Annotated in this window: 22 protein-coding genes; 9 read left to right on the top strand and 13 right to left on the bottom strand. The window is 73.2% G+C overall.

Going from position 1 to position 19,729, the window contains the following annotated elements; genetic code table 11:
• Nucleotides 1-63: 63 nt before the first annotated feature.
• From DRB89_RS23050 to DRB89_RS23040, 3 genes are all read right to left on the bottom strand, one after another.
• Nucleotides 64-753, bottom strand: coding sequence for a hypothetical protein (locus tag DRB89_RS23050; protein WP_239516295.1), 690 nt, complete (start codon nt 751-753; stop codon nt 64-66).
• Between the two features lie 11 nt (nt 754-764).
• The gene (locus DRB89_RS23045; RefSeq protein ID WP_112450202.1) at nt 765-1,328 is read right to left on the bottom strand and encodes a TetR/AcrR family transcriptional regulator; all 564 of its coding nucleotides are present in this window, start codon (nt 1,326-1,328) and stop codon (nt 765-767) included.
• Nucleotides 1,329-1,580: 252 nt separating this feature from the next.
• Nucleotides 1,581-2,156 carry a CGNR zinc finger domain-containing protein gene (locus DRB89_RS23040; protein WP_112450162.1) on the bottom strand — a complete coding sequence of 192 codons (576 nt, stop codon included), beginning with the start codon at nt 2,154-2,156 and terminating at the stop codon, nt 1,581-1,583.
• 78 nt (nt 2,157-2,234) lie between these two features.
• On the opposite strand from DRB89_RS23040, the gene DRB89_RS23035 reads away from it, so the two are divergent.
• Nucleotides 2,235-3,506: an MFS transporter gene (locus DRB89_RS23035; RefSeq protein WP_112463401.1), complete on the top strand. Its 1,272-nt coding sequence runs from the start codon at nt 2,235-2,237 to the stop codon at nt 3,504-3,506.
• Here the strand turns inward: DRB89_RS23035 and DRB89_RS23030 are convergent.
• The 5 genes from DRB89_RS23030 to DRB89_RS23010 form a co-directional block, all read right to left on the bottom strand.
• The gene (locus DRB89_RS23030; protein WP_112450160.1) at nt 3,442-4,041 is read right to left on the bottom strand and encodes a transglutaminase family protein; all 600 of its coding nucleotides are present in this window, start codon (nt 4,039-4,041) and stop codon (nt 3,442-3,444) included. The two genes, DRB89_RS23035 and DRB89_RS23030, sit on opposite strands and share 65 nt — an antisense overlap.
• Before the next feature lie 65 nt (nt 4,042-4,106).
• On the bottom strand, nt 4,107-5,195 hold the full coding sequence (locus DRB89_RS23025; protein ID WP_239516294.1) for a low specificity L-threonine aldolase: 1,089 nt from the start codon (nt 5,193-5,195) through the stop codon (nt 4,107-4,109).
• A gap of 11 nt (nt 5,196-5,206) precedes the next feature.
• Nucleotides 5,207-5,968, bottom strand: coding sequence for an SDR family oxidoreductase (locus DRB89_RS23020; protein ID WP_112450159.1), 762 nt, complete (start codon nt 5,966-5,968; stop codon nt 5,207-5,209).
• 26 nt (nt 5,969-5,994) lie between these two features.
• The gene (locus DRB89_RS23015; protein WP_112450158.1) at nt 5,995-7,401 is read right to left on the bottom strand and encodes a DUF6421 family protein; all 1,407 of its coding nucleotides are present in this window, start codon (nt 7,399-7,401) and stop codon (nt 5,995-5,997) included.
• Between the two features lie 203 nt (nt 7,402-7,604).
• Entirely contained in the window at nt 7,605-8,741 is a 1,137-nt protein-coding gene (locus tag DRB89_RS23010) for an LLM class flavin-dependent oxidoreductase (protein WP_112450157.1), read from the bottom strand.
• A gap of 50 nt (nt 8,742-8,791) precedes the next feature.
• On the opposite strand from DRB89_RS23010, the gene DRB89_RS23005 reads away from it, so the two are divergent.
• Together DRB89_RS23005 and DRB89_RS23000 are read left to right on the top strand one after the other, a co-directional pair.
• Nucleotides 8,792-9,439 (top strand): PadR family transcriptional regulator, encoded by a 648-nt coding sequence (locus tag DRB89_RS23005; protein ID WP_204357798.1) that lies wholly within the window; start codon nt 8,792-8,794, stop codon nt 9,437-9,439.
• Nucleotides 9,440-9,629: 190 nt separating this feature from the next.
• The gene (locus DRB89_RS23000) at nt 9,630-10,322 is read left to right on the top strand and encodes a glycerophosphodiester phosphodiesterase family protein (protein WP_112450155.1); all 693 of its coding nucleotides are present in this window, start codon (nt 9,630-9,632) and stop codon (nt 10,320-10,322) included.
• A gap of 70 nt (nt 10,323-10,392) precedes the next feature.
• Here the strand turns inward: DRB89_RS23000 and DRB89_RS22995 are convergent, their stop codons facing one another.
• Complete coding sequence (locus DRB89_RS22995) at nt 10,393-10,932, bottom strand: GNAT family N-acetyltransferase (RefSeq protein ID WP_112450154.1); 540 nt, start codon at nt 10,930-10,932, stop codon at nt 10,393-10,395.
• Nucleotides 10,933-11,102: 170 nt separating this feature from the next.
• Here DRB89_RS22995 and DRB89_RS22990 point away from each other — a divergent pair, with 170 nt between their 5' ends.
• Entirely contained in the window at nt 11,103-11,657 is a 555-nt protein-coding gene (locus tag DRB89_RS22990; protein ID WP_112450153.1) for a DUF5134 domain-containing protein, read from the top strand.
• A 95-nt stretch (nt 11,658-11,752) separates the two neighbouring features.
• Nucleotides 11,753-12,691 (top strand): M56 family metallopeptidase, encoded by a 939-nt coding sequence (locus DRB89_RS22985; RefSeq protein WP_112450152.1) that lies wholly within the window; start codon nt 11,753-11,755, stop codon nt 12,689-12,691.
• A 161-nt stretch (nt 12,692-12,852) separates the two neighbouring features.
• On the opposite strand, the gene DRB89_RS43110 is transcribed toward DRB89_RS22985, so the two are convergent.
• The gene (locus DRB89_RS43110; protein WP_162688693.1) at nt 12,853-13,029 is read right to left on the bottom strand and encodes a hypothetical protein; all 177 of its coding nucleotides are present in this window, start codon (nt 13,027-13,029) and stop codon (nt 12,853-12,855) included.
• A 58-nt stretch (nt 13,030-13,087) separates the two neighbouring features.
• Here DRB89_RS43110 and DRB89_RS22980 point away from each other — a divergent pair, with 58 nt between their 5' ends.
• Nucleotides 13,088-13,780 (top strand): phosphatase PAP2 family protein, encoded by a 693-nt coding sequence (locus DRB89_RS22980; protein ID WP_112450151.1) that lies wholly within the window; start codon nt 13,088-13,090, stop codon nt 13,778-13,780.
• 37 nt (nt 13,781-13,817) lie between these two features.
• A complete protein-coding gene (locus DRB89_RS22975; protein WP_112450150.1) occupies nt 13,818-14,462 on the top strand; it encodes a TetR/AcrR family transcriptional regulator in 645 nt (214 codons plus the stop codon).
• Here DRB89_RS22975 and DRB89_RS22970 read toward each other — a convergent pair.
• A complete protein-coding gene (locus DRB89_RS22970) occupies nt 14,453-15,943 on the bottom strand; it encodes a hypothetical protein (RefSeq protein ID WP_112450149.1) in 1,491 nt (496 codons plus the stop codon). The genes DRB89_RS22975 and DRB89_RS22970 overlap by 10 nt on opposite strands.
• Before the next feature lie 85 nt (nt 15,944-16,028).
• Between DRB89_RS22970 and DRB89_RS22965 the strand changes: the two genes are divergently transcribed.
• A complete protein-coding gene (locus tag DRB89_RS22965) occupies nt 16,029-16,694 on the top strand; it encodes a DUF305 domain-containing protein (protein WP_204357797.1) in 666 nt (221 codons plus the stop codon).
• Nucleotides 16,695-16,747: 53 nt separating this feature from the next.
• Nucleotides 16,748-18,124 (top strand): FAD-dependent oxidoreductase, encoded by a 1,377-nt coding sequence (locus tag DRB89_RS22960; protein ID WP_112450148.1) that lies wholly within the window; start codon nt 16,748-16,750, stop codon nt 18,122-18,124.
• Here DRB89_RS22960 and DRB89_RS22955 read toward each other — a convergent pair.
• Complete coding sequence (locus DRB89_RS22955; RefSeq protein ID WP_112450147.1) at nt 18,121-18,468, bottom strand: helix-turn-helix domain-containing protein; 348 nt, start codon at nt 18,466-18,468, stop codon at nt 18,121-18,123. The two genes, DRB89_RS22960 and DRB89_RS22955, sit on opposite strands and share 4 nt — an antisense overlap.
• A 143-nt stretch (nt 18,469-18,611) precedes the next feature.
• On the bottom strand, nt 18,612-19,721 hold the full coding sequence (locus tag DRB89_RS22950) for an NADH:flavin oxidoreductase/NADH oxidase (protein ID WP_112450146.1): 1,110 nt from the start codon (nt 19,719-19,721) through the stop codon (nt 18,612-18,614).
• Nucleotides 19,722-19,729: the final 8 nt, after the last annotated feature.

Here is a 19,729-nt window from a genome sequence, read left to right as displayed (position 1 = left end):
CGCAAAACCAGCGGACGCGCGTAAACCTGAGCATAAGATCAACAACTGCCGTGGAGCCGGGCCCTACTGCGTGCAGGTCACGAAGGCCGGGAGCGGGGTCTCCTCGACGAGGCGGCGCGGGAGGGACAGGGCGAACCGGTGCTCCAGGACGGAGAGGGTGAGGCGGTCGCGCTCCCCGGACGGCTCCTCCTCGGGGCGGGCGTAGCAGCCGTCCGGGGTGAGGATCTTGGCCGCGACCAGCTCCGGCAGGAGGAAGTCGGGCCGGTGCCCGCCGCGCCAGAACTCCTCCCCCAGCCCGAAGCAGCAGACCAGCTCGCCGTCGCGGGCGTACGCGAACTGCTTGGGCGGATGGTCCGGCTGCGGGTCGAGGTGAACCGCCTCGACGCCGCCGAGGGAGATCTCGGCGAGGCGCTGCGCCCCGGCCGGCATGCCGTGCTCCACGGCGAAGGACCAGCCGCCCCAGCTGCCGACCCGCGCCACCCCGTCGCCGTCCACGGTCTCGGTGACCATGCTCCACGCGTCGATGGCGCCCAGCGGCCCCGGGTGGAGGCCGGGCAGCGCGCCCAGCCGTGACGCCAGCTCCTCGGGGCCGATGCCCCGGGCGAAGGTCAGGCTGACGTACCAGGCGTCCCAGTCCGCCAGCCACTGGATCCCGGCGTCGCCGCCCGTGCCACCGCCCGCGTTCCCGCCGCTGCCGGTGATGTCCGTCATCTCCACGGTGCCCTCCCGCGCTTCGTGCCGGTGCTCCCCCACGGGCACGATAGTCAGTCGGCGGGGCGCTCCGGGAGGAGGCGCTCGACCATCGCTTCGATGAGCCCCTCCACCGGATGGGGATCCAGCAGCCCGGGCGCGGTCAGGTCGTCCACGATCAGGCCGAGCATGGCCAGGTACATCAGGACCACTCCCTGCCGGTCCCCCGGCAGACCGGCCTCCAGGTGCCAGGCGATGTTCGCCTCCAGCTCGGCGCCCTGGAATCCGGCCAGCTCGCTCTGGAGCTCGGGCCGCCGGGTGGCTTCGAGCCGCAGTTCCAGCATCGCGGTGTGGACGCTGCGCTCGCGGCGCATGCGCTCGAGGAGCCGCAGGAGGAGCACCTTCGTGTCGAAGGGGCCGGCCAGGTCCTCGGGGCCGGGGGTCAGCCGCACCCGGGTGCGGTGCAGGATCTGCACGAGCAGCTGGGCCCGGTTGGCGAAGTAGTTGGAGGAGGTGCCGGTCGGGACCCCGGCCTCCGCGTCCACCGCGCGCAGGGTCAGCCCCCGGGAGCCCTCGCGGGCGAGGACTTCGATGGCGGCGTCGAGCAGCGCGGCGCGGCGCTCCGGGTTCTGGCGCATGGGCGGATCCCTGACGGTGTGGACGCGGGGCCGTGCCGAGCGGCACGAGGCGAGTCGTGCGGGGTGCGCGGCACGGGGTGAGCGGTGCGGGGTGAGCGGTGCGGGGTGAGCGGTGCGGGGTGAGCGGTGCGGGGTGAGCGGTGCGGTGGCGCGCCGGTGCGTTCGGCATCCACGGACCGCTGCTATGACCACCGCATATGCACTGCACGTGCAGTGCTCCGGACCCGTCACACCACCCCCGGGCCCGCTCGGCTAAGACCGATCGGCCCGCCCGGCCTGCTCCGCGCGCTTGCGGCGCCGGTGCGCGGCGACCCGGGCCCGCGTGGCGCACGTGGAGGAGCAGAAGCGGCGGGCACTGCCGGGCCCGGTGCCGAGGAAGTAGCCGCCGCAGCCCTCGGCGGCGCAGGCGCCCCAGGCGACCCGTCCGTACTCGCTGAGCAGTCCGGCCAGCACCAGCGCGCCCGAGGCCAGGAACCAGCCGTCCCAGCCGGCCTGCTCCCCCCGGTCCACGTGCAGGTGCCAGGGGTGGCCGTCGTGCCGGGTGAGGCGGGGGCGGGTGCCGTACTCCTCGAACAGCGCGTTGAGGGCCCGTACCGCGCGGTCCTCGTCACCCTCCCCGAGCACCTCTCCCATCCGCCGGGCGGCGGCGCGCAGCGCGGCCGCGTCCTCCTCGGTGAACGCCTGCCCGGTGAGGTCTCCGGGGTGCTCCCCGTGCCGTTCGAGCAGCGACGCGAGCTCGGCGCGGGGAAGTTCCGGCGCGACGCGGACCGCTTCGGCGAGATCGACCAGCCGCCGGGCCGCCTGGAATCCCGACCCGGAATCAGCCATGCCCGATCCTTTCGCCCTACACCCGAATGACGTAACGTCTTGCTTCTCCATCACGTTACACGGCGAAAGGAGCCCGGGATGCGGGGGCTCGGACGGTACCTGGCCGCCGCGCTGGCCGCGCGGTTCGCCTCCGAGGGGATGGGCATGGCGGTGGTGCTGCTCGCCCTGCAGCGCACCGGGAGCGCGGCGCACGGTGCGTTCGTGCTGACCGCCTGGCTGGCTCCGCACGTGCTGGCGGCTCCGCTCGCGGGCGCCGCCGCGGCCCGGTCGCGCCGGCCCCGGCTCTTCCACGTGGGCGCCCTGGCGGGGTTCACCACGGCCGTGGCGGGCCTGGCCGTGCTGCTCGGGCGGGCGCCGACGCCCGTGGTGCTCGCCGTGGCAGTGCTCGGCGGCACCTGCGGGCCGATGGTGACGGGCGGGCTGTCGAGCCTGGTGGCGGGGCTGGTGCCGGCCGGTCCCGCGCGCGACCGGGCGTACGGCTGGGACGCCTCGCCCTACAACGGCGCCGCGGTCACCGCCCCGGCGGCCGTGAGCCTGGTCGCGGGCTTCGGCTCGGCCGGACCCGCGATGGCGCTCCTGGCGGCTTCCGGCGTCCTGGCGGCGGTGCCCGCGGCGACCCTTCCGTACGGGAACCCGGGCCCCGGCGCCGGTGCGCCCCGGGCGGGCCTGGGCGCGGGCCTGGCCGCCCTGTGGCGGGTGCGGGAGCTGCGGGCCGTCCCCTCGGCCACGACCCTGGCCTTCGTGGGCCTCGGGGCGCTCACCACCACCCCGGTCCTGCTGGCCGCCTCGCTCGGCAGCCCGGGCGGCGGCGGGGTGCTGATGACGGCGTTCGCCCTGGGCGCCCTGACCGGCTCCCTGACGCTGGGCCGGATCACGGCCGTACCGCCCGGCCGGCTGGCCCGCTGGGCCATGGCGGCGACCGGGGTGGCACTGACGGCGGCCGCGTTCGCCCCGTCCCTGACCCTCACGGCCGCGGCGTTCGCGGCCGCCGGGGTGTGCGACGGGCCGCTGCTGACGGCCACCTTGCGGATCCGCTCGGACTACGCGCCCGCCGGGGCGCGGACCCAGGTGTTCACCCTCGGCGCGGGGCTCAAGCTGACGGCCGCGGCGGTCGGCGCCGCCCTCGTGGGGCTCGCCGCGAAGGCACCGCCCTGGACGCTGCTGCTGGCGATCGCGGCCCTGCAGCTGGCCGCCGCGCTGCTGCACGCGCTGGTGGCAGCGCGCGGCCCCGTACGGACCGGGAAGGCCGGGGCGGATACCGGGGTGACGACCACCGCCCCGACCGCTACAGCGCCGTCGGCAGGTTCCGCCACAGCTCCGGCCGGTCCGCGGACTCCTGGAGCGCCTTGAGCGTGGCCGGGTGCGCAGCCGCGTACAGCTCCGGGTAGTCGATCTCGCCGAGCTCCGGGCGGACCGGGAAGGCCAGCTGTTCGCGGTCGAGGGTGAACTGGGCGTCCACACCGGGCTTGTTGCCCCGCGGGTCCACCCGGGCCCAGTCGGCACTGCCGGGCAGGCGCAGCGCGACGAGCCCGTGGATGGCCAGGTTCGACCCGTCGTCGTCGCCGAGGAGCTGGTAGCAGAGGCCGGCCGGGATGCCCCGGGCGCGCAGCAGGGCGGTCAGCGCGTGGGCTTTGGCGTAGCAGATGCCGTTGCGCGTGCCGATGACGTCGGAGGCGCGCCACGCGACCCGGTCATCTCCGGAGTCGGCGGAGTGCGGGATGGTGTCGCGGACGAACTCGAAGGCCGTCTTGGCGTATGAATATGCATCGCCCGTGGCCGTCCACAGGGCGTCGGCGGTCTCTTGTACCAGCGGATGCCCGTGATCGACCGCTTCGTCGGCCGCCAAGTAGACGGCAAGGTCAGTATGCTCCTGGATCAATTCCATGATCCAGGAGCATACTCATGCAGAGCTCTGCATGCCTATAGATTTTTGCGCTCGAATGAGACGGCCTAGCGGGCCAGCTCTTCCTTGAGGGCCTGGAGGAAGCCGTCCACGTCCTCCTCCTGGGTGTCGAAGCTGCACATCCACCGGACGTCGCCCGCGATCTCGTCCCAGAAGTAGAAGCGGTAGCGCTCCTGCAGCCGCCGCGTGACCTCGTGCGGCAGCCGCGCGAACACCGCGTTCGCCTGCACCGGGTAGAGGATCTCCACCCCGTCGGTCGCGCGCACCCCGGCTTCCAGCCGACGCGCCATCGCGTTGGCGTGGCGGGCGTTGCGCAGCCACAGGTCCTTCGCGAGGAGCGCTTCGAGCTGCACCGACACGAAGCGCATCTTGGAGGCGAGCTGCATGGACATCTTGCGGATGTGCTTCATCTGCCGGACGGAGTCCGGGTTCAGCACGACGACGGCCTCGCCGGCCATCATCCCGTTCTTGGTGCCGCCGTAGGACAGCACGTCCACACCGACCGCGTTCGTGAAGGTGCGCAGCGGCACGTCGAGCGAGGCCGCGGCGTTGGATATCCGGGCGCCGTCGAGGTGCACCTTCATGCCCTTGCCGTGCGCGTGCTCGCAGATCGCCCGGATCTCGTCCGCGGTGTAGACCGTGCCGAGCTCGGTGTTCTGGGTGATCGAGACGACCTGCGGCATCGCGCGGTGCTCGTCCTCCCAGCCCCAGGCCTGCCGGTCGATGAGCTCGGGGGTGAGCTTGCCGTCCGGGGTGGGGACGGTGAGCAGCTTGAGCCCGGCCATCCGCTCGGGCGCACCGCCCTCGTCGACGTTGATGTGCGCCGACTCGGCGCAGATCACCGCGCCCCAGCGGTCGGTGAGGGCCTGCAGGGCCGTCACGTTGGCGCCGGTGCCGTTGAAGACCGGGTAGGTCTGCGCGTCCGGGCCGAAGTGGCCGCGGAAGATCTGCTGCAGGTGCTCCGTGTACTCGTCGTCGCCGTAGGAGACCTGGTGGCCCCCGTTGGCCAGCGCGACGGCCGCCAGGATCTCCGGGTGCACCCCGGCGTAGTTGTCGCTGGCGAAGCCGCGCACCGCCGGGTCGTGGTGCCGGCGGGCGTCGGTCTTCGCCTGGGACTTCCTGATCGCGGTCCTCACGGCAGCGGTCTTCACGGTTGGGGAGTGAGCCACAGACGCTGTCCGTTCACATCGGGTGCGGGCCGCTCCCATACGCCGGCGATGGCCTCGGCCAGCTCCTTGACGTCGGTGAAGCCCGCGAACTTCGCAGTGGGACGCTCGGCGCGCATCGCGTCGTGCACCAGTGCCTTGATGACCAGGATCGCAGCCGCGGCCCCCGGGCCGTCCTCGCCCCCCGCCTTGCGGAAGGAGTCGGCCATCGCCAGGGTCCACGCTTCGGCGGCCGCCTTGCCCGCGTTGTACGCGGCGTTGTTGGCGACCGGCTTGTGCGCACCGGACTGGCTCACCAGGACGTAGCGGCCGCGGTCGCTGCGCAGCAGTCCGTCGTGGAAGGCGAGCGAGGTGTGCTGGACGGTGCGGATGAGGAGCTTCTCCAGGAAGTCCCAGTCCGCGAGGTCGGTGTCGGTGAAGGTGGTGCTGCCGCGCCAGCCGCCGACGAGGTGGACGAGGCCGTCGAGGCGGCCGTACTCCTTCTCGGTCTGCTCGGCCCAGGCCTTGGTGGCGGCCAGGTCGAGCAGGTCCACGGTGTCGCCGGTGATGGTGGCGCCGCCGTGGGCGTAGCGCGCGGCGTCCACGGCCTCGGCGAGGCGCGCCGGATCCGCGTCGGACGCCACGACCACCGCACCCGCCTCGGCGAGGCGGAGCAGGGTGGCGCGGCCGGCGGGCCCGCCGGCCCCGGCCACCGCGACCACCGCTCCATGGAGCTTTCCGTTGCCGTTCCCGGAGCCGTTCATCGGTGCAGCCTCCTGAGGGCGAGTGCTCACGCGGCCACTCGCGGTGCGTCGTCGGACTTCGGGGCGGTGATGCCCTTCGTCGAGGCGATCACTCCCTTGAGCTTCTTGGCGAGCGCCTCATAGAACATGCTGAGCGGAAACTCGTCCGGAAGCACGTCGTCCACGAGCTTGCGCGGAGGCTGCGTCAGGTCCAGGGCGTCGGGGCCCTTGGCCCACTTGGATCCCGGGTGCGGGGCGAGGTAGGTGGCGACCAGCTCGTAGGCCTTGAACCAGTGGACGAGCTTCGGGCGGTCGATCCCGGCCCGGTAGAGGTCCTCGATCTCGGCGCACAGCTGGTTGGTGACCTGCGGGGCCCGCATCCAGTCGATCTTCAGCTTGTTGTCCGTCCAGCGCACCACGTCGTGCTTGTGGAGGTACGCGAAGAGGAGCTGGCCGCCGAGGCCGTCGTAGTTGCGGTTGCGGTCGCCGGACACCGGGAAGCGGAACATCCGGTCGAAGAGGACGGCGTACTGCACGTCACGGCCGTGCTCGTTGCCCTCGGACTCCAGCTTCACGGCCTCCTTGAAGGCGGTGAGGTCGCAGCGCAGCTCTTCGAGGCCGTACATCCAGAACGGCTGGCGCTGCTTGATCATGAAGGGGTCGAAGGGCAGGTCGCCGTGGCTGTGGGTGCGGTCGTGGACCATGTCCCACAGGACGAAGGCCTTCTCGCAGCGCTCCTGGTCCTCGACCATGCGGGCGATGTCCTCGGGCAGCTCGATGCCGAGGATGTCGACGGCGGCCTCGGTGACCTTGCGGTAGCGGGCGGCCTCGCGGTCGCAGAAGATCCCGCCCCAGGTGAAGCGCTCCGGGGCCTCGCGCACGGCGATGGTCTCGGGGAAGAGCACGGCGGAGTGCGTGTCGTAGCCCGGGGTGAAGTCCTCCAGGGTGATGCCGAGGAAGAGCGGGTTGTCGTACCGGGTGCGCTCCAGCTCGGCGAGCCACTCGGGCCACACCATCTTCAGCACGACGGCCTCGAGGTTGCGGTCCGGGTTGCCGTTCTGGGTGTACATCGGGAAGACCACGAGGTGCTGGAGCCCGTCGGCACGGTGGGCCGCCGGGTGGAAGGCCAGCAGGGAGTCGAGGAAGTCCGGCACTCCGAAGCCGCCGTCGGCCCACTTGCGCAGGTCGGCGACGAGGGCCTGGTGGTACGTCCGCCCGTGCGGCAGCAGCGGCGACAGCGCCTCGACGGCCGCGATCACGCGCTCGACCACGGTCGGGGCGGCGGTGCGGGCGTGCGCGCCCTGGGACTCGAAGTCGATGGAGCCGTCGGCCGACTGCCAGGACCGGATCTCCTCCACGGCGGCCTTGAGCTCGGGCCACGCCGGGTGGTCCACCACCCGTCCACCGGCGGTTATCACGGCACCGCCGATACCCGGCACAAGAGTTTCCGTCATGTCACTTCCTCCACAGGAGAACCTCACGTCAGGGCAGCGTAAGCATGCGAGGCTCTCCTGTTCAAGAGGAGATGCGGGAAATTATCCTGCGTCACCCCCAGGTCCACCGAAATTCTTCCCGTCCTCGCGCGTGGAGCCGACCACTTCGCCCCGTCGCGCCATGGCACGGCGGGGCGATGGCGGTACGCCGACCGGCGTACCGCCTACGCGCTGCGGCCCGGCTCGTCCGCGAAGTGCGGGATGACCTTCTCGCCCCACTGCCGCAAGGTCTCCATACAGGCCTCCTGCGGCACCGTCCCCATCTGGATCAGGCACATGACCTCGTCGGCCCCCGCCTCCCGCAGCCGCTCGACGTACGCGATCGCCTCGTCCGCGCTCCCGTAGGCGTGGTCCGCGTTGAAGGTGGCCGTGGACGTGGGCCGCACCGGGATGTCCAGCTCGTGCAGCCGGGCGACCACCTGCTCGGCGGCCCTGCGCATCTCCCCCTCCTCGTCGGCGCCCGCCACCACCGCCTCGTCCGGGACGCCCGCCCCGCCGTACCAGTGGCCGATGGACTGCGCGAAGAACCGCTGCCCCCGGACGCCGATCCGGTGCGCCTCCCGCGGATCGTCGAGCACGATCGTCGGGCAGAGCACCGCGAAGTGGTCGTTGACGACCGTGGAGACGAAGCGGCCGCCGTCCCGGCCCGCGATCGCGGCGTCGTAGACGGCGCGCATCCCCGCGACGGACTCCGGCCCGGCGAATCCCATCACCAGCGCCCCGATGCCGAGCTCGGCGGCCTGCACCAGGGTCTCGGCCCGGCTGCACGCGAGGAACAGCGGCGGGTGCGGGGTCTGGCTCGGACGCGGCAGGATCGGGTGCGGGTCGATGTCGATGAGTTCCCCGTGGTACTCCAGCTCCTCCTCCTGCCAGGCCTTCCCGATGATCCGCAGCGCCTCCTCCACCTCCGCCGTGGTGCGGTCCTTGTCGACCCCGCACAGCGAGGTCTCCTGCGCGGTCCCGCCGCGCCCCGCCCCGAGGTCGACGCGCCCGCCGGACAGCAGGTCGAGCATCGCGGCCCGCTCGGCGACCCGGACGGGGTGGTTGAAGCCGAAGGGCATGCAAACGACTCCGTGTCCGATGCGTATGGTGTTCGTCCGGGCCGCGACGAAGCTCAGAAAGATTTCCGGGGCGGACATGTGGGCGTACCACTTCAGGGAGTGGTGCTCGACGGCCCAGATCCGGTCGAATCCCATCTGTTCGGCGAGCACCGCCTGCTCCACACAGTCACGGATGACCTGGTGCTCGCGCTCCACGGTCGGGTCGGCCAGCTGTGCCTCGAAGATGACGGAGAACTTCACTTATGCCTCCAGGGTTGCGTCCCGTGCCCGGTCTCACTTCAATTCGAAATATGACTAGTAGTCAGACCTCGAAGAAGCAAGACCTTCCACCGACCGCGTGGGCCGTCCTCGGCCTCCTCTCCTTCCCCGGGGAGCGGACGGGCTACGAGCTGAAGAAGTGGGCCGACTCCTCCCTGCGCTTCTTCTACTGGTCCCCGGCCATCAGCCAGATCTACGCCGAACTGCGCCGCCTGGAGGAACTCGGCTACGCGGCCTCCGTGCGCTCGGGGCCCGAGGAGGTACGGGCCAAGCGGCGCTACGCCATCACCGGCGCCGGGCGCGAGGCGCTGGCCGGCTGGGCCTCCGACACCGCCGAGGCCGGCCCCCCGGTGCTCAAGCACGGGCTGCTGCTGCGGGTCTGGCTCGGGCACCTGGCCGAGCCCGAGCGGCTGCGCGCGATGGTCGGGGAGCACCTGGAGCGGACCACGGAGGAGCTGGCGGCCGTACGGGAGGCCATGGAGCACGCGGCCGCCGAGCCGGACTGGGCGTTCCCGACCCTCGCCCTGCGCTGGAGCGAACGCCAGCACCTGGCCGAACTGGAGCTGGCCCGGGCGCTCTTGGCGGACCTGGAGGGCCTGGCGGACCCCGCACCGGGCGGGCCGGCGCCGGGGTCCGGGCCGGAGCGTCAAGGCGATGGGGGCGCGCCCACGCCCGGGTGACACGACGGGCCCCCTCCGGGGCGCCCGAGCCCCGCCGCGCCCGGCGGGAAGCGGCCGGCCGGCACCCGGGCGTCCCGCAGCGACGGTCCCATCGGCCGCGCGGCGCACTAGCATTCGTCTTCGACCACGCGCGGCCGGCCGGGACACCGCGACCGCGCGGGGAGCCGCCGTCGACGGAAGCGAGAGAACCTTGACTTTCCTCACCATCGGTCACCGCGGGGTCATGGGTGTCGAACCCGAGAACACCTTGCGGTCGTTCGTCCGCGCGGAGCGTTCCGGCATGGACGTCGTCGCCCTGGACCTGCGGCTCAGCAAGGACGGCGCCCTCGTCGTCCTGCACGATGCCGAGGTCGACCGAACCACAGACGGCTCCGGAGCCGTCGCCGACCTGACCCTGGCCGAACTGCGCGGGCTGGACGCCGGGGACGGCCAGCAGGTGCCGCTCCTGGAGGAGGTCCTGGACGCGGTCCGGGCCCCGCTCCGCGTGCAGGTCCACGACCTCTCCGCCGTCGGGGCGTTCTCGGAGCTGCTGCTGCGCCGCGATCTGACCGGGCGGGTGGAGGTGGCCTCCTTCAGCGACGAGGTGCTCGCGGAGGCGGCCCGGCTGGTGCCGGGCGTCCGCACCGTGCTCTACGCGAACCAGGGCACGGCGGACGCCGAAGCGGCCGTCGCCCGGGCCGTCGCCGCGGGCGCGGAAACGATCGCCCTGAACATCCAGCACCTCACCCTGCACACCGTGGAGGCGGCGCACGCGGCCGGGCTGCTCGTGACGGGCTGGACGGTCAACTCGCTGGAGCGGCTGCGCCTCGCGCGGGCCCTCGAACTCGACGGCGTGCTCACCGACTTCCCGGAGATCCGCTCCACGGGCCGGTTCACCGCCTGAGGTCCGGGGCCGCGGGACACCCCGCGGCCCGCACCGGACCGAACCGAACGGAACCCGAACAGGCCCTGACCTAGAGCGACTTGACCAGCAGCTCGAAGGCCAGGTCGTCACGGAGCGGGACACCGAAGCGCTCGTCCCCATAAGGGAAGGGGCTCATCTCACCAGTGCGTTCGTACCCGCGGCGCACGTAGTAGGCGATGAGCTCCTCCCGTACGTTGATCACGGTCATCCGCATCTCCTTGGCCGCCCACTGCTCGCGGGCCAGCCGCTCCGCCTCGGCCATGACCTCCTTGCCGAGGCCGCCGCCCTGCATGCCGGGGCGGACCGCGAACATCCCGAAGTAGACGTGGTCCTCCCGGTGTTCGAGGTGGCAGCAGGACACGATCTCCCCGCCGCGCTCCACCACGAGGAGCATCCCGTGGGGATGGTCGACGATCCCGGCCACGCCCTCGGCGTCGGTGCGCTGCCCGTCCAGGTAGTCCGCCTCGGTGGTCCAGCCCGCGCGGCTCGCATCACCGCGGTACGCCGATTCGACGAGCTCCACGAGCGCCGGGATGTCCGCCTCCACGGCACTGCGGAAGGTCAAGGCCCGGGGGTCGGCGCTCTGCATCGGGGAATCCGTTCTGTGGTGTGACGGCTGGCACTGCGGCGGGCCGGCGCACGAGGTGCGGGGCGCCCGCACACAGAGCCTAGCCTCGGGCCGCGTGTGGCCCGCACAACAGGGGCATCTCTTCCGGTGAAGCCGACGAACCGGGAGGTTCCGCCGTGCACGGTCCCGCCATGTCCCTCTCCACCTCCGTCTCCGCCTGGCTCCTCGTCCTGCTCTGCGCGGTGAGCGGCGCGTACTGCCTGTGGCGGGCGGGCAGATCCGGCGGCGGGAGCGCGGCCGCCGGGGAGGCCGCGATGGGCTTCGGCATGGCCCTGATGGCGGTGCCCCTGGGAACCGGCGGCGGCTGGCAGGGGCCGGCGCTCGGCACGGTCTTCTGCGGCGCGGCGCTGCACGCGCTGTGGCTGCTGCGCACCGGGCCCCACCACGCGCACCACCTCGTGGGCTCGCTGACCATGGTCTACATGGCCCTGGCGCCGGGAGCCGGCCCGGGGCACGGCCACGGCCAGGGGGCCGGGCTGCCGCTGCTGACCGGGCTGCTGCTGCTCTACTTCGCCGGCTACGTGGTCCTGGGCGGGGCCCGGCTCGTCACGGTGGGCGGCGCGGGCGTCCCGGCCGGGGCGGCCGGGCCGGCCGGGTCTGCCGGGTCTGCCGGGGCCGCCGAGGTGGTCCGGGCCTGCCGACTGACCATGGGGATGGGGATGTTGGCGATGCTGCTCACGATGTGAGGCCGGGCGCGGGCGCCGGGCGGGGCGGACGTGTGCTCCGTCACCCTTCTCCCGGACCATACCCGCAGGTAGCCGCGCGCTCATAGGCTGGACCCATGATGGTCCCCGCCGTTCTCCTGCTGCTCGGCGCCCTGACCGCGGTGCTCGCGCCCCGGCTGCTGGCCCGGGCCGAATGGCCCGAGCACGAGCCCGTCGTCGCCCTGTGGGCGTGGCAGTGCGTGGTGGGCGCGGTGCTCCTGTGCTTCGCCCTGTCGATGCTGCTGAGCGCGGCCGGCGCCTGGCCTGCGGTACAGAAGCGGCTGTTCGCCCCCGCCCCCAGCGGGGTGGTCGACGCGTACGCGCTCGGCGCCGCGGGCGGCCCGTGGGCCACCGGGACCGCCCTGGCACTGGCGGGCGGCGGGCTGTGGACGGGCGCGATGCTGGCCCGCGAGATCCTGCGGGCCCGCTCCCGGCGCCGCGCGCAGGACGCCGAACTGCTGCTGCGGGCGCCGCTGCTGCCCGGGGAGGAGGCCGCCGGGGCGCGCCTCGTCGTACTGGAGGCGGAGCGGCCCGACAGCTGGTGGCTGCCCGGGCCGACCCCTCAGCTGGTGGTCACGACGGCGGCGCTGGGCCGGCTCAAGGGCAGCCAGCTGGACGCCGTGCTGGCGCACGAACAGGGGCACGCGGCCGCCCGGCACGACTGGCTCCTGCACTGCTCGCGGGCGCTGTCCGGGGGGTTCCCGCGGATCCCGGTGTTCGCCGCGTTCGAGGCGGAGATGCACCGGCTGGTGGAACTGGCGGCCGACGACGTGGCCTCGCGGCGGTACGGGCGGCTCACCATCGCCCTGGCCCTGATCGGCCTGAACGAGGACCGCGGGGTCTTCGGCCCCTGTCCGGCCCCGGAGGCGCACGTACCGCGGCGGGTCCGGCGGCTGCTGGCGGCCGCGCCCCGGCTCCCGGCGGTCCGGCGGATGCGGCTGACCGCGCTGGCCACCCTGGCCCCGGCGATCCCCCTGCTGGTGGCGTTCGGGCCGGGTCTGAGCACGCTGGCCTAGGCCGTCTCTTTTGGATCTTGTCGGCCGAGCCCGCGGCGTCTGGTGCCGTGCATGGCAAGGCGGAGGGGCGTTGCGTGTACTGGACGTACTCGGGCGTCCCGACAACGCGGCCAGGCGCGGTGCCGGGCGTCGCGGGCCCGGCAAGATCCGAAAGAGCCGGCCTAACGCGTGCGACGCGGTACGCGCGCCGGCCGCTCGCGGTTGCGCGGGGCCGCGTCGATGCCGAGCCGGGCCCGGCGCTCCAGCCGGTGTGCGACCACCTCGCCGAGGGGCGTGTCCGCGGACTTGCGCCACTGGCCGGTCCCCCGGCGGGCGAACCGCACCTCCGAGTCGTCCACCGTCCCGCCCGCGCGGCGGTCGCCGGGGACGGCGTGCCCCGGGTGCGAGGATCACCGTATGCGGAGCGATCGGTCACGGCTGCGGCGTACCCGGCTCGGCTGGGCGCTGCTCGCGGCCGTCGCCGTTCTGACGGCCCTGGTGGCGGCCGGTTGGCAACCGCTCGCGTCCTGGGACGAGCGGATCGCGCGGAGCCTGCACTCCCACGCCGTCTCCCACCGCGGGGTCACCCACCTGATGCGGGTGCTCAGCGACTGGATCTGGGATCCGTGGACGATGCGGGCCCTGGCCGCCGCCGCCTGCCTCTGGCTGTGGCGCGGGGGCGAGGGCCGGTGCGCGCTGCGGATCGCCCTGGTCGTGCTCGGCGCCTCGGTGGTTCAGCAGGGGCTGAAGGCGTGGGTGGGGCGGGAGCGTCCGGTGTGGCCGGATCCGGTCGACTCGGCGCATTTCTCCGCCTATCCGTCCGGCCACGCCATGACGGCGAGCGTGGTCTGCGGCCTGTTCCTGTGGCTGGTCCCCCGCGGGGCCCCGGGCCGCCGCTCGGCTCGCGCCGCCCGGGTGCTGGTGCCGGTCCTGGCCGCGGTCTCGGTCCTCGGGGTCGGTTTCACCCGGCTGTACCTCGGCGTCCACTGGTTCTCGGACGTCCTGGCGGGCTGGCTGCTGGGCGCGGCCCTCGTCCTGCTCGCGGCGGCGGATGGTGTCTGTCCGGGGCGATCCCCCGTGTCGCCCCGGACAGACGCTCCAGCGCGCTGAGTATACTGGCTCCGAGCCAGTCAACGCAGGAGCAAGCATGTCCCCGCGCAGCGCATCGGTCAATGAAGAATTGCGCAGGCGTTCCCGGGAGCGGCTGCTGCAGGCCACGGTCGAGCTCGTGGCCGAGCGTGGCTACGAGGCCACCAAGCTCGGCGACATCGCCGACCGGGCGGGCGCCGCCCGGGGCCTGGTCTCGTACTACTTCCCCGGCAAGCGGCAGCTGCTGCAGTCCGCCGTGCACCGCCTGATGCACCTGACCTTGGAAGCCGCGCTGGAGCGCGAGCCGCGGCCCGATGGGCCGGACGCCGGGCGGGAGCGCCTGGCGCGCGCCATCGACGCGATCCTCGGGCTGGCCCGTGACCAGCCCCGGCTGATGCGGACCCACATGGCGGGCATCCTGCAGGCGGAGGGCTTCGTCCGGTGCGTGGAGCAGCAGCGGCTCGCGGAGCTCCTGCGGGACACCGTCGTACGGTACGGCTCGGCGGACGCGGACACCGACTACCCGATGCTGCGGGCCCTGTTGATGGGGGCGGTGGTGGCGGTGCTGCTGCCGGGTGCGCCGATGCCGGCGGCGCGGCTGCGGGCGGAACTGTTCCAGCGGTACGGGCTGGACTGGGAGCTGGGTGTCCCGCCGGACGGCGGACCGCCCGGCGGAACGTTTCCCTCGCCGCGTCAGCGGTAGTCGGGCTGGGTCTGCACGTTGAGCCGGTCCATCCGCACCCACTTGGCGCTCTCGGTGCGCCAGTCGTCGAGCCTGAGCACGTCGAGGCCCTTGGCGATGTCGTTCGAGTAGATGTGCCCGTTGTAGTAGTACGCGGACCAGGATCCCCCGAGGCCGAGCTTGTCGGTGCTCAGCGGCCCCCGCTCGAAGTAGGCGATCTCCTTGGGACGGGTGGAGTCGGTGAAGTCCCAGACGGAGATGCCGCCCTGGTACCAGGCCTGGACCATGATGTCGCGGCCGCCGCCGACGGGGATCAGCGAGCCGTTGTGGGCCACGCAGTTCTCGGTGTCGGCCTGGTGGCGCGGGATCTTGAAGTAGCCCTTGAAGGCGAGCTTGCGGTGGTCGCCGCGGCCGGTGATGTCATAGATGCCGTCCGCGCCCCGGGTGGGGCCGGTGGCCTCGTTGCAGGTGGCGCCGACGCCGCCGCCCAGCTCGTCGGTGAACACCACCTTGTCGGCCCGCTCGTTGAAGGTGGCCGAGTGCCAGAACGCGAAGTTGACGTTGTCCTGGACCCGGTCGATGACGCGCGGCTGCTCGGGCCTGCTGATGTCGAAGAGGATGCCGTCGCCCATGCAGGCGCCGGCGGCGAGGTTCTTGGAGGGCAGCACGGTGATGTCGTGGCAGCCCGTGGTCTTGGAGACGCCCGGGTTGGTGGGCGCGCCCGGGTTGCCGCCGTCCGGGAAGAGGACGGGGAAGGCGACGACCGACGCGCCGGTCGGGTTCTTCTTGGGCACCTTCACGATCGAGATGCCGTCGTGCGGCGGCTTGCAGTCCGGGAACGCGTCGTTCGGGGAATACGAGGAGACGTAGAGGTAGACGTCCCGGTTTCCCGGCACCAGCGTGTGGGTGTGTGAACCGCACGCTGTCTCGACGGACTTGATGTACTTGGGGTTCTTCTTGTCCTTGATGTCGAAGATCTTGATGCCCTCCCACGAGGACTTCTCGGTGGCGGGCTGCGAGACGCTGCTGCAGGAGTCGTCGCTGCGCGAGGAGTCGGTGGAGAGGAAGAGCAGGTCCCCGTGGACCGAGATGTCGTTCTGCCCGCCGGGGCAGAGCACTTCGGTGACGGTCTTCGGCGCCTTCGGGTTGCCGATGTCGTAGATGGTGAAGCCGTTGTAGCTGCCCGCGTAGGCGTACTTGCCCTGGAACGCCAGGTCGGAGTTGATGCCGGCCGGGTCGGTGCTGGGTATGTTCGCCAGGTGCTTGATGTTCCTGCTGTGGACGATCTCGTCCTGGCCCGGGATCTCTCCGGGCGCGAGTTCCCGGCTCTCGCCGGCCGCGGTGCCGGTGGTGCCGGCGCCCTGCCGCGCGCCCGCACCCGGGAGTAAGTCGCCCGGGTCGGGCGTGGCGGCCGCGGGTCCGGCCGCCAGGAGCGTGGCGAGGAGGCCGGCCGCCGCCGCGGCCACCCCCAGGGATCCGCGCCGCGCTCTGCTGGTCTGCATCGAGGTCACTGTGCCCTCCCATGAGTCCGGTCGGTTCCGCCCGTGGTGGGAACGGAACGCGGACCCCGGCAGTATGGTCCTTTGCATGGACATGGCGAAAGTGTTACTCGGGCGAATCGTCGGAGCGGCCCTGGCCGTCGGACTCCTGCTCCCGCTCACCGGCTGCCGCGACTCCGCCGGGGCGGCGGCCGGGGCGGACGCGGCGGCGCAGGGCGAGGCGGGGGTGATCGCCCCCGGCAAGCCCGGCGAGAAGGCGCGCACGATCTCCCCGGAGCAGGCGGCCCGGGAGCTGCCCGACGACAGTCCCAACGCGGTGGACCGAGCCTACGTGCGGCGCATGACCGAGCACCACAGGCAGGCCCTGGCCATGAGTGCCCTCGCCCCGTCCCGGGCCTCGGCCGACGGGGTCAAACGGCTCGCCGAGCGGATCACGGCCGCGCAGCAGCCCGAGATCGGGGCGATGGAGAAGTGGGCGGCCCTGCATCCCTCGCCCGCCACCGGGGCGGACGGCCACGACCACGCGGCCATGCCCGGCATGGCCACCGAGCAGCAGCTGGCGGAGCTGACCGCGGCGACCGGGGCCGACTTCGACCGGCTCTTCCTCACCCTGATGACCGCCCACCACGAGGGCGCGCTGAAGATGGCCGGCGAGGCGCTGGCCTCGGGCAACAACGTCGCCGTCGAGGAGATGGCCACCGAGGTGGTGGCCGTTCAGAGCACCGAGATCCACCGGATGCGCTCGATGGGCTGACGGCCCGGGCACCCGGTGTCATGCTGGGGAACACCTGCGGGAGGAGCTCCGCCGTGCTTCGTATCGCCGTCGTCGGATCGGGCCCCAGCGGGGTCTACGCCGCTCAGGCACTCGTACAGCAGCGCGAGGTCCCGGGGGTGCGGGTCGATGTGCTCGACCGGCTGCCCGCCCCCTACGGGCTCGTGCGGTACGGGGTGGCCCCCGACCACGAGAAGATCAAATCGCTGCAGGGCAGCCTGCGGACGGTGCTGGAGGACGAGCGGATCCGCTTCCTCGGGAACGTCGAGGTCGGCGGGCCCGAACTGTCCACCGGCAGGCTCCTCGAGCTGTACCACGCGGTGGTCTACTGCGTGGGCGCCGCCCGGGACCGGCTGCTCGGCATCCCCGGCGAGGACCTGCCCGGCGTGCACTCCGCCACGGCCTTCGTGGCCTGGTACAGCGGGCATCCGGACGCGGCGGCCGAGGCCTTCGGACTGTCCGGGGTGGATTCGGCGGTCGTGGTCGGGGCGGGGAACGTCGCGGTCGACGTGACGCGGATCCTGGCCCGGGGCGTACCGGAGCTGTCGCCCACCGACATGCCGCAGCCGGCGCTGGCCACGCTCGGGGAGAGCGCGGTGCGCGAGGTCCACATGGTGGCCCGACGCGGGCCCTCGCAGGGGAAGTTCACCACGAAGGAGCTGCGCGAGCTCGGCACGCTGCCGGGCGTGGACGTGCGCGTGGACCCGGTGGAGATGGCCCTGGACCCGGCGTACGCGGACCCGGGCGCGGCCCTGCCCGCGGCGAACCGGCGCAACGTGGAGGCGCTGCGCGGCTGGGCGGCGGCCCCGGCGGACGGCGGCGGGCGCCGCATCGCGCTGCGGTTCTTCCTGCGCCCGGTGGAGGTGCTCGGCGGCGAGCAGGGCCGGGTCACCGGGATGCGCTTCGAGCGGACGGTTCCCGACGGCCGGGGCGGGGTCACCGGGACGGGCGTCTTCGAGGACGTCCCGGCGCAGCTGGTGCTGCGCTCGGTGGGCTACCAGGGCGTCCCGCTGCCCGGCCTGCCCTTCGCCGAGCGCACCGGTACGGTCCCGCACGCGGCGGGCCGGGTGCTACGGGCCGGCCGCGCCTCGCTCGGCGAGTACGTGGCGGGCTGGATCAAGCGCGGCCCGACCGGGGTGATCGGCACGAACCGGCCCTGCGCGAAGGAGACGGCGTCCTCCCTGCTCCAGGACGCGGGGGCGCTGGCCCGCCGCGTACGGGACGGGGACCCCCTGGACGCGATGCGGGCGGCGGGGCTGCGGCCGGTCGCGTGGCCGGGGTGGCTGGCCATCGAGACGGCGGAGGCCGACCTCGGGCGCTCCCTCGGCCGCCGCTCCGTCAAGATCCCGGACTGGCCGGGCCTGCTGTCGGCCGCGGACCGGGCGGACCCCACCCCGAAAGAGACGGCCTAGACCCGGTCGCGCGCCTCTTCGGCGGCGGCCGCGGTGAGGACGCTGTCGAGGAGTCCGGGGAACAGCTCCGCCAGCTCGGTGCGGCGCAGTCCGTTGAGTTTGGCGGTGCCGCGGTAGCACTGGCGCACGACACCGCTCTCGCGCAGGACCCGGAAGTGGTGCGTGGTCGTGGACTTGGTGACCGGGAGATCGAAGTACGAGCAGGCCAGCTCGGCGTCCGTGGCCGCGAGGTCGCGGACGATGGACAGCCTGACCGGGTCGGAGAGGGCGTGCAGGACGCCTTCGAGCCGGATCTCGGCGGCCTCGGGGTGGGCGAGGACACGGGCCGCGTCACGTACCGTCATGTCCGTACTCCACTCGCTCGGGTGATCCTGGGTCGAGGCCCATCGTACGAGAACCGTCGTAGGACCGGAGGCGATCCGGAGGGGATCCGGAGGCGATCCGGTGGGAATGCGGCGCGGGGGGCCGGTGCCCGCGCCGCACCGGTTCACCAGGAGCGGTGGTACTGGTCGGGCGTACGGGCCTCCGCGCCGAGCTCGGCGGCCGCACGGCGGGCCCAGAACGGGTCGCGCAGCAGCTCCCGGCCCAGCAGGACGGCGTCGGCCTCGCCGTTGGCCAGGATCTTCTCGGCCTGCTCCGGTTCGGTGATCAGGCCCACCGCGGCGACCGGGAGGGCGGTCTCGGCCTTGACCCGGGCCGCGAAGGGCACCTGGTAGCCGGGGCCGACGGGGATCGTCCCGCCCGGGGCGAGGCCCCCGGTGGAGACGTCGAGCAGGTCCACGCCGTGCTCCCGGAGCAGCGCGGCCAGCCGGACGGTCTCGTCCGCGGTCCAGCCGTCCTCCTCCAGCCAGTCGGTGGCGGAGATCCGGAAGAACAGCGGCAGTTCCTCGGGCCACACCGCGCGTACGGCGTCGACGACTTCGAGGGCGAGACGGGTGCGGTTCTCGAAGGAGCCGCCGTACGCGTCGGTGCGCTTGTTGCTGTGCGGGGAGAGGAACTGGCCGATCAGGTATCCGTGGGCGCCGTGGATCTCGACGACCTGGTAGCCGGCGGCGAGCGAGCGCCGGGCGGCGGCCGCGAACTGCTCCACGACCTCCCGGATCTCCCCGTCCGTCAGCGCGTGCGGGACCGGGTGGCCCTCGGCGAAGGGCACGGCGCTCGGGGCGCTGGGCTGCCAGCCGTGGGCGTCGGGGCCGACGGGGCGCCCGCCCTTCCAGGTGCGGTCGGTGGAGGCCTTGCGGCCGGCGTGGGCGAGCTGGATGCCCGGGACCGTACCGCTGGCCTTGAGGAAGGAGGTGATCCGGCGCAGGGCCTCGACCTGGGTGTCGTTCCAGATCCCGAGGTCGTACGGCGAGATCCGCCCCTCCGGGGAGACGGCCGTGGCCTCCTGGACGATCAGGCCCGTGCCGCCGGTGGCGCGGGCCGCGTAGTGCGCGAAGTGCCAGTCGTGGGCCACTCCGGCCTCCGGCCCGAAGGCCTCGGCGCTGTACTGGCACATCGGGGCCATCCACACGCGGTTCGGGATGGTGACCGAGCGGATGGTCCACGGCTGGAACAGGGCGGCGAAGGCAGCGGGGGCAACGGGGGCAGCACTCATGAGGGCTC

It is taken from the genome of Streptomyces sp. ICC4 (assembly GCF_003287915.1).
Lineage (GTDB): Bacteria > Actinomycetota > Actinomycetes > Streptomycetales > Streptomycetaceae > Streptomyces > Streptomyces tritrimontium.
Note: the sequence above shows the minus strand (reverse complement) of the source record. Positions and strands in the feature narration are given on the sequence as shown.

Bases quoted from the DNA above. Each gene is read 5' to 3' on its own strand.
- DRB89_RS23045 (WP_112450202.1), bottom strand. From the start codon at position 1,328: ATGCGCCAGAACCCGGAGCGCCGCGCCGCGCTGCTCGACGCCGCCATC.
- DRB89_RS23040 (WP_112450162.1), bottom strand. From the start codon at position 2,156: ATGGCTGATTCCGGGTCGGGATTCCAGGCGGCCCGGCGGCTGGTCGAT.
- DRB89_RS23035 (WP_112463401.1), top strand. From the start codon at position 2,235: ATGCGGGGGCTCGGACGGTACCTGGCCGCCGCGCTGGCCGCGCGGTTC.
- DRB89_RS23030 (WP_112450160.1), bottom strand. From the start codon at position 4,041: ATGGAATTGATCCAGGAGCATACTGACCTTGCCGTCTACTTGGCGGCC.
- DRB89_RS23020 (WP_112450159.1), bottom strand. From the start codon at position 5,968: ATGAACGGCTCCGGGAACGGCAACGGAAAGCTCCATGGAGCGGTGGTC.
- DRB89_RS23015 (WP_112450158.1), bottom strand. From the start codon at position 7,401: ATGACGGAAACTCTTGTGCCGGGTATCGGCGGTGCCGTGATAACCGCC.
- DRB89_RS23005 (WP_204357798.1), top strand. From the start codon at position 8,792: ATGACTAGTAGTCAGACCTCGAAGAAGCAAGACCTTCCACCGACCGCG.
- DRB89_RS22995 (WP_112450154.1), bottom strand. From the start codon at position 10,932: ATGCAGAGCGCCGACCCCCGGGCCTTGACCTTCCGCAGTGCCGTGGAG.
- DRB89_RS22990 (WP_112450153.1), top strand. From the start codon at position 11,103: ATGTCCCTCTCCACCTCCGTCTCCGCCTGGCTCCTCGTCCTGCTCTGC.
- DRB89_RS22985 (WP_112450152.1), top strand. From the start codon at position 11,753: ATGATGGTCCCCGCCGTTCTCCTGCTGCTCGGCGCCCTGACCGCGGTG.
- DRB89_RS22980 (WP_112450151.1), top strand. From the start codon at position 13,088: ATGCGGAGCGATCGGTCACGGCTGCGGCGTACCCGGCTCGGCTGGGCG.
- DRB89_RS22975 (WP_112450150.1), top strand. From the start codon at position 13,818: ATGTCCCCGCGCAGCGCATCGGTCAATGAAGAATTGCGCAGGCGTTCC.
- DRB89_RS22970 (WP_112450149.1), bottom strand. From the start codon at position 15,943: ATGCAGACCAGCAGAGCGCGGCGCGGATCCCTGGGGGTGGCCGCGGCG.
- DRB89_RS22965 (WP_204357797.1), top strand. From the start codon at position 16,029: ATGGACATGGCGAAAGTGTTACTCGGGCGAATCGTCGGAGCGGCCCTG.
- DRB89_RS22955 (WP_112450147.1), bottom strand. From the start codon at position 18,468: ATGACGGTACGTGACGCGGCCCGTGTCCTCGCCCACCCCGAGGCCGCC.
- DRB89_RS22950 (WP_112450146.1), bottom strand. From the start codon at position 19,721: ATGAGTGCTGCCCCCGTTGCCCCCGCTGCCTTCGCCGCCCTGTTCCAG.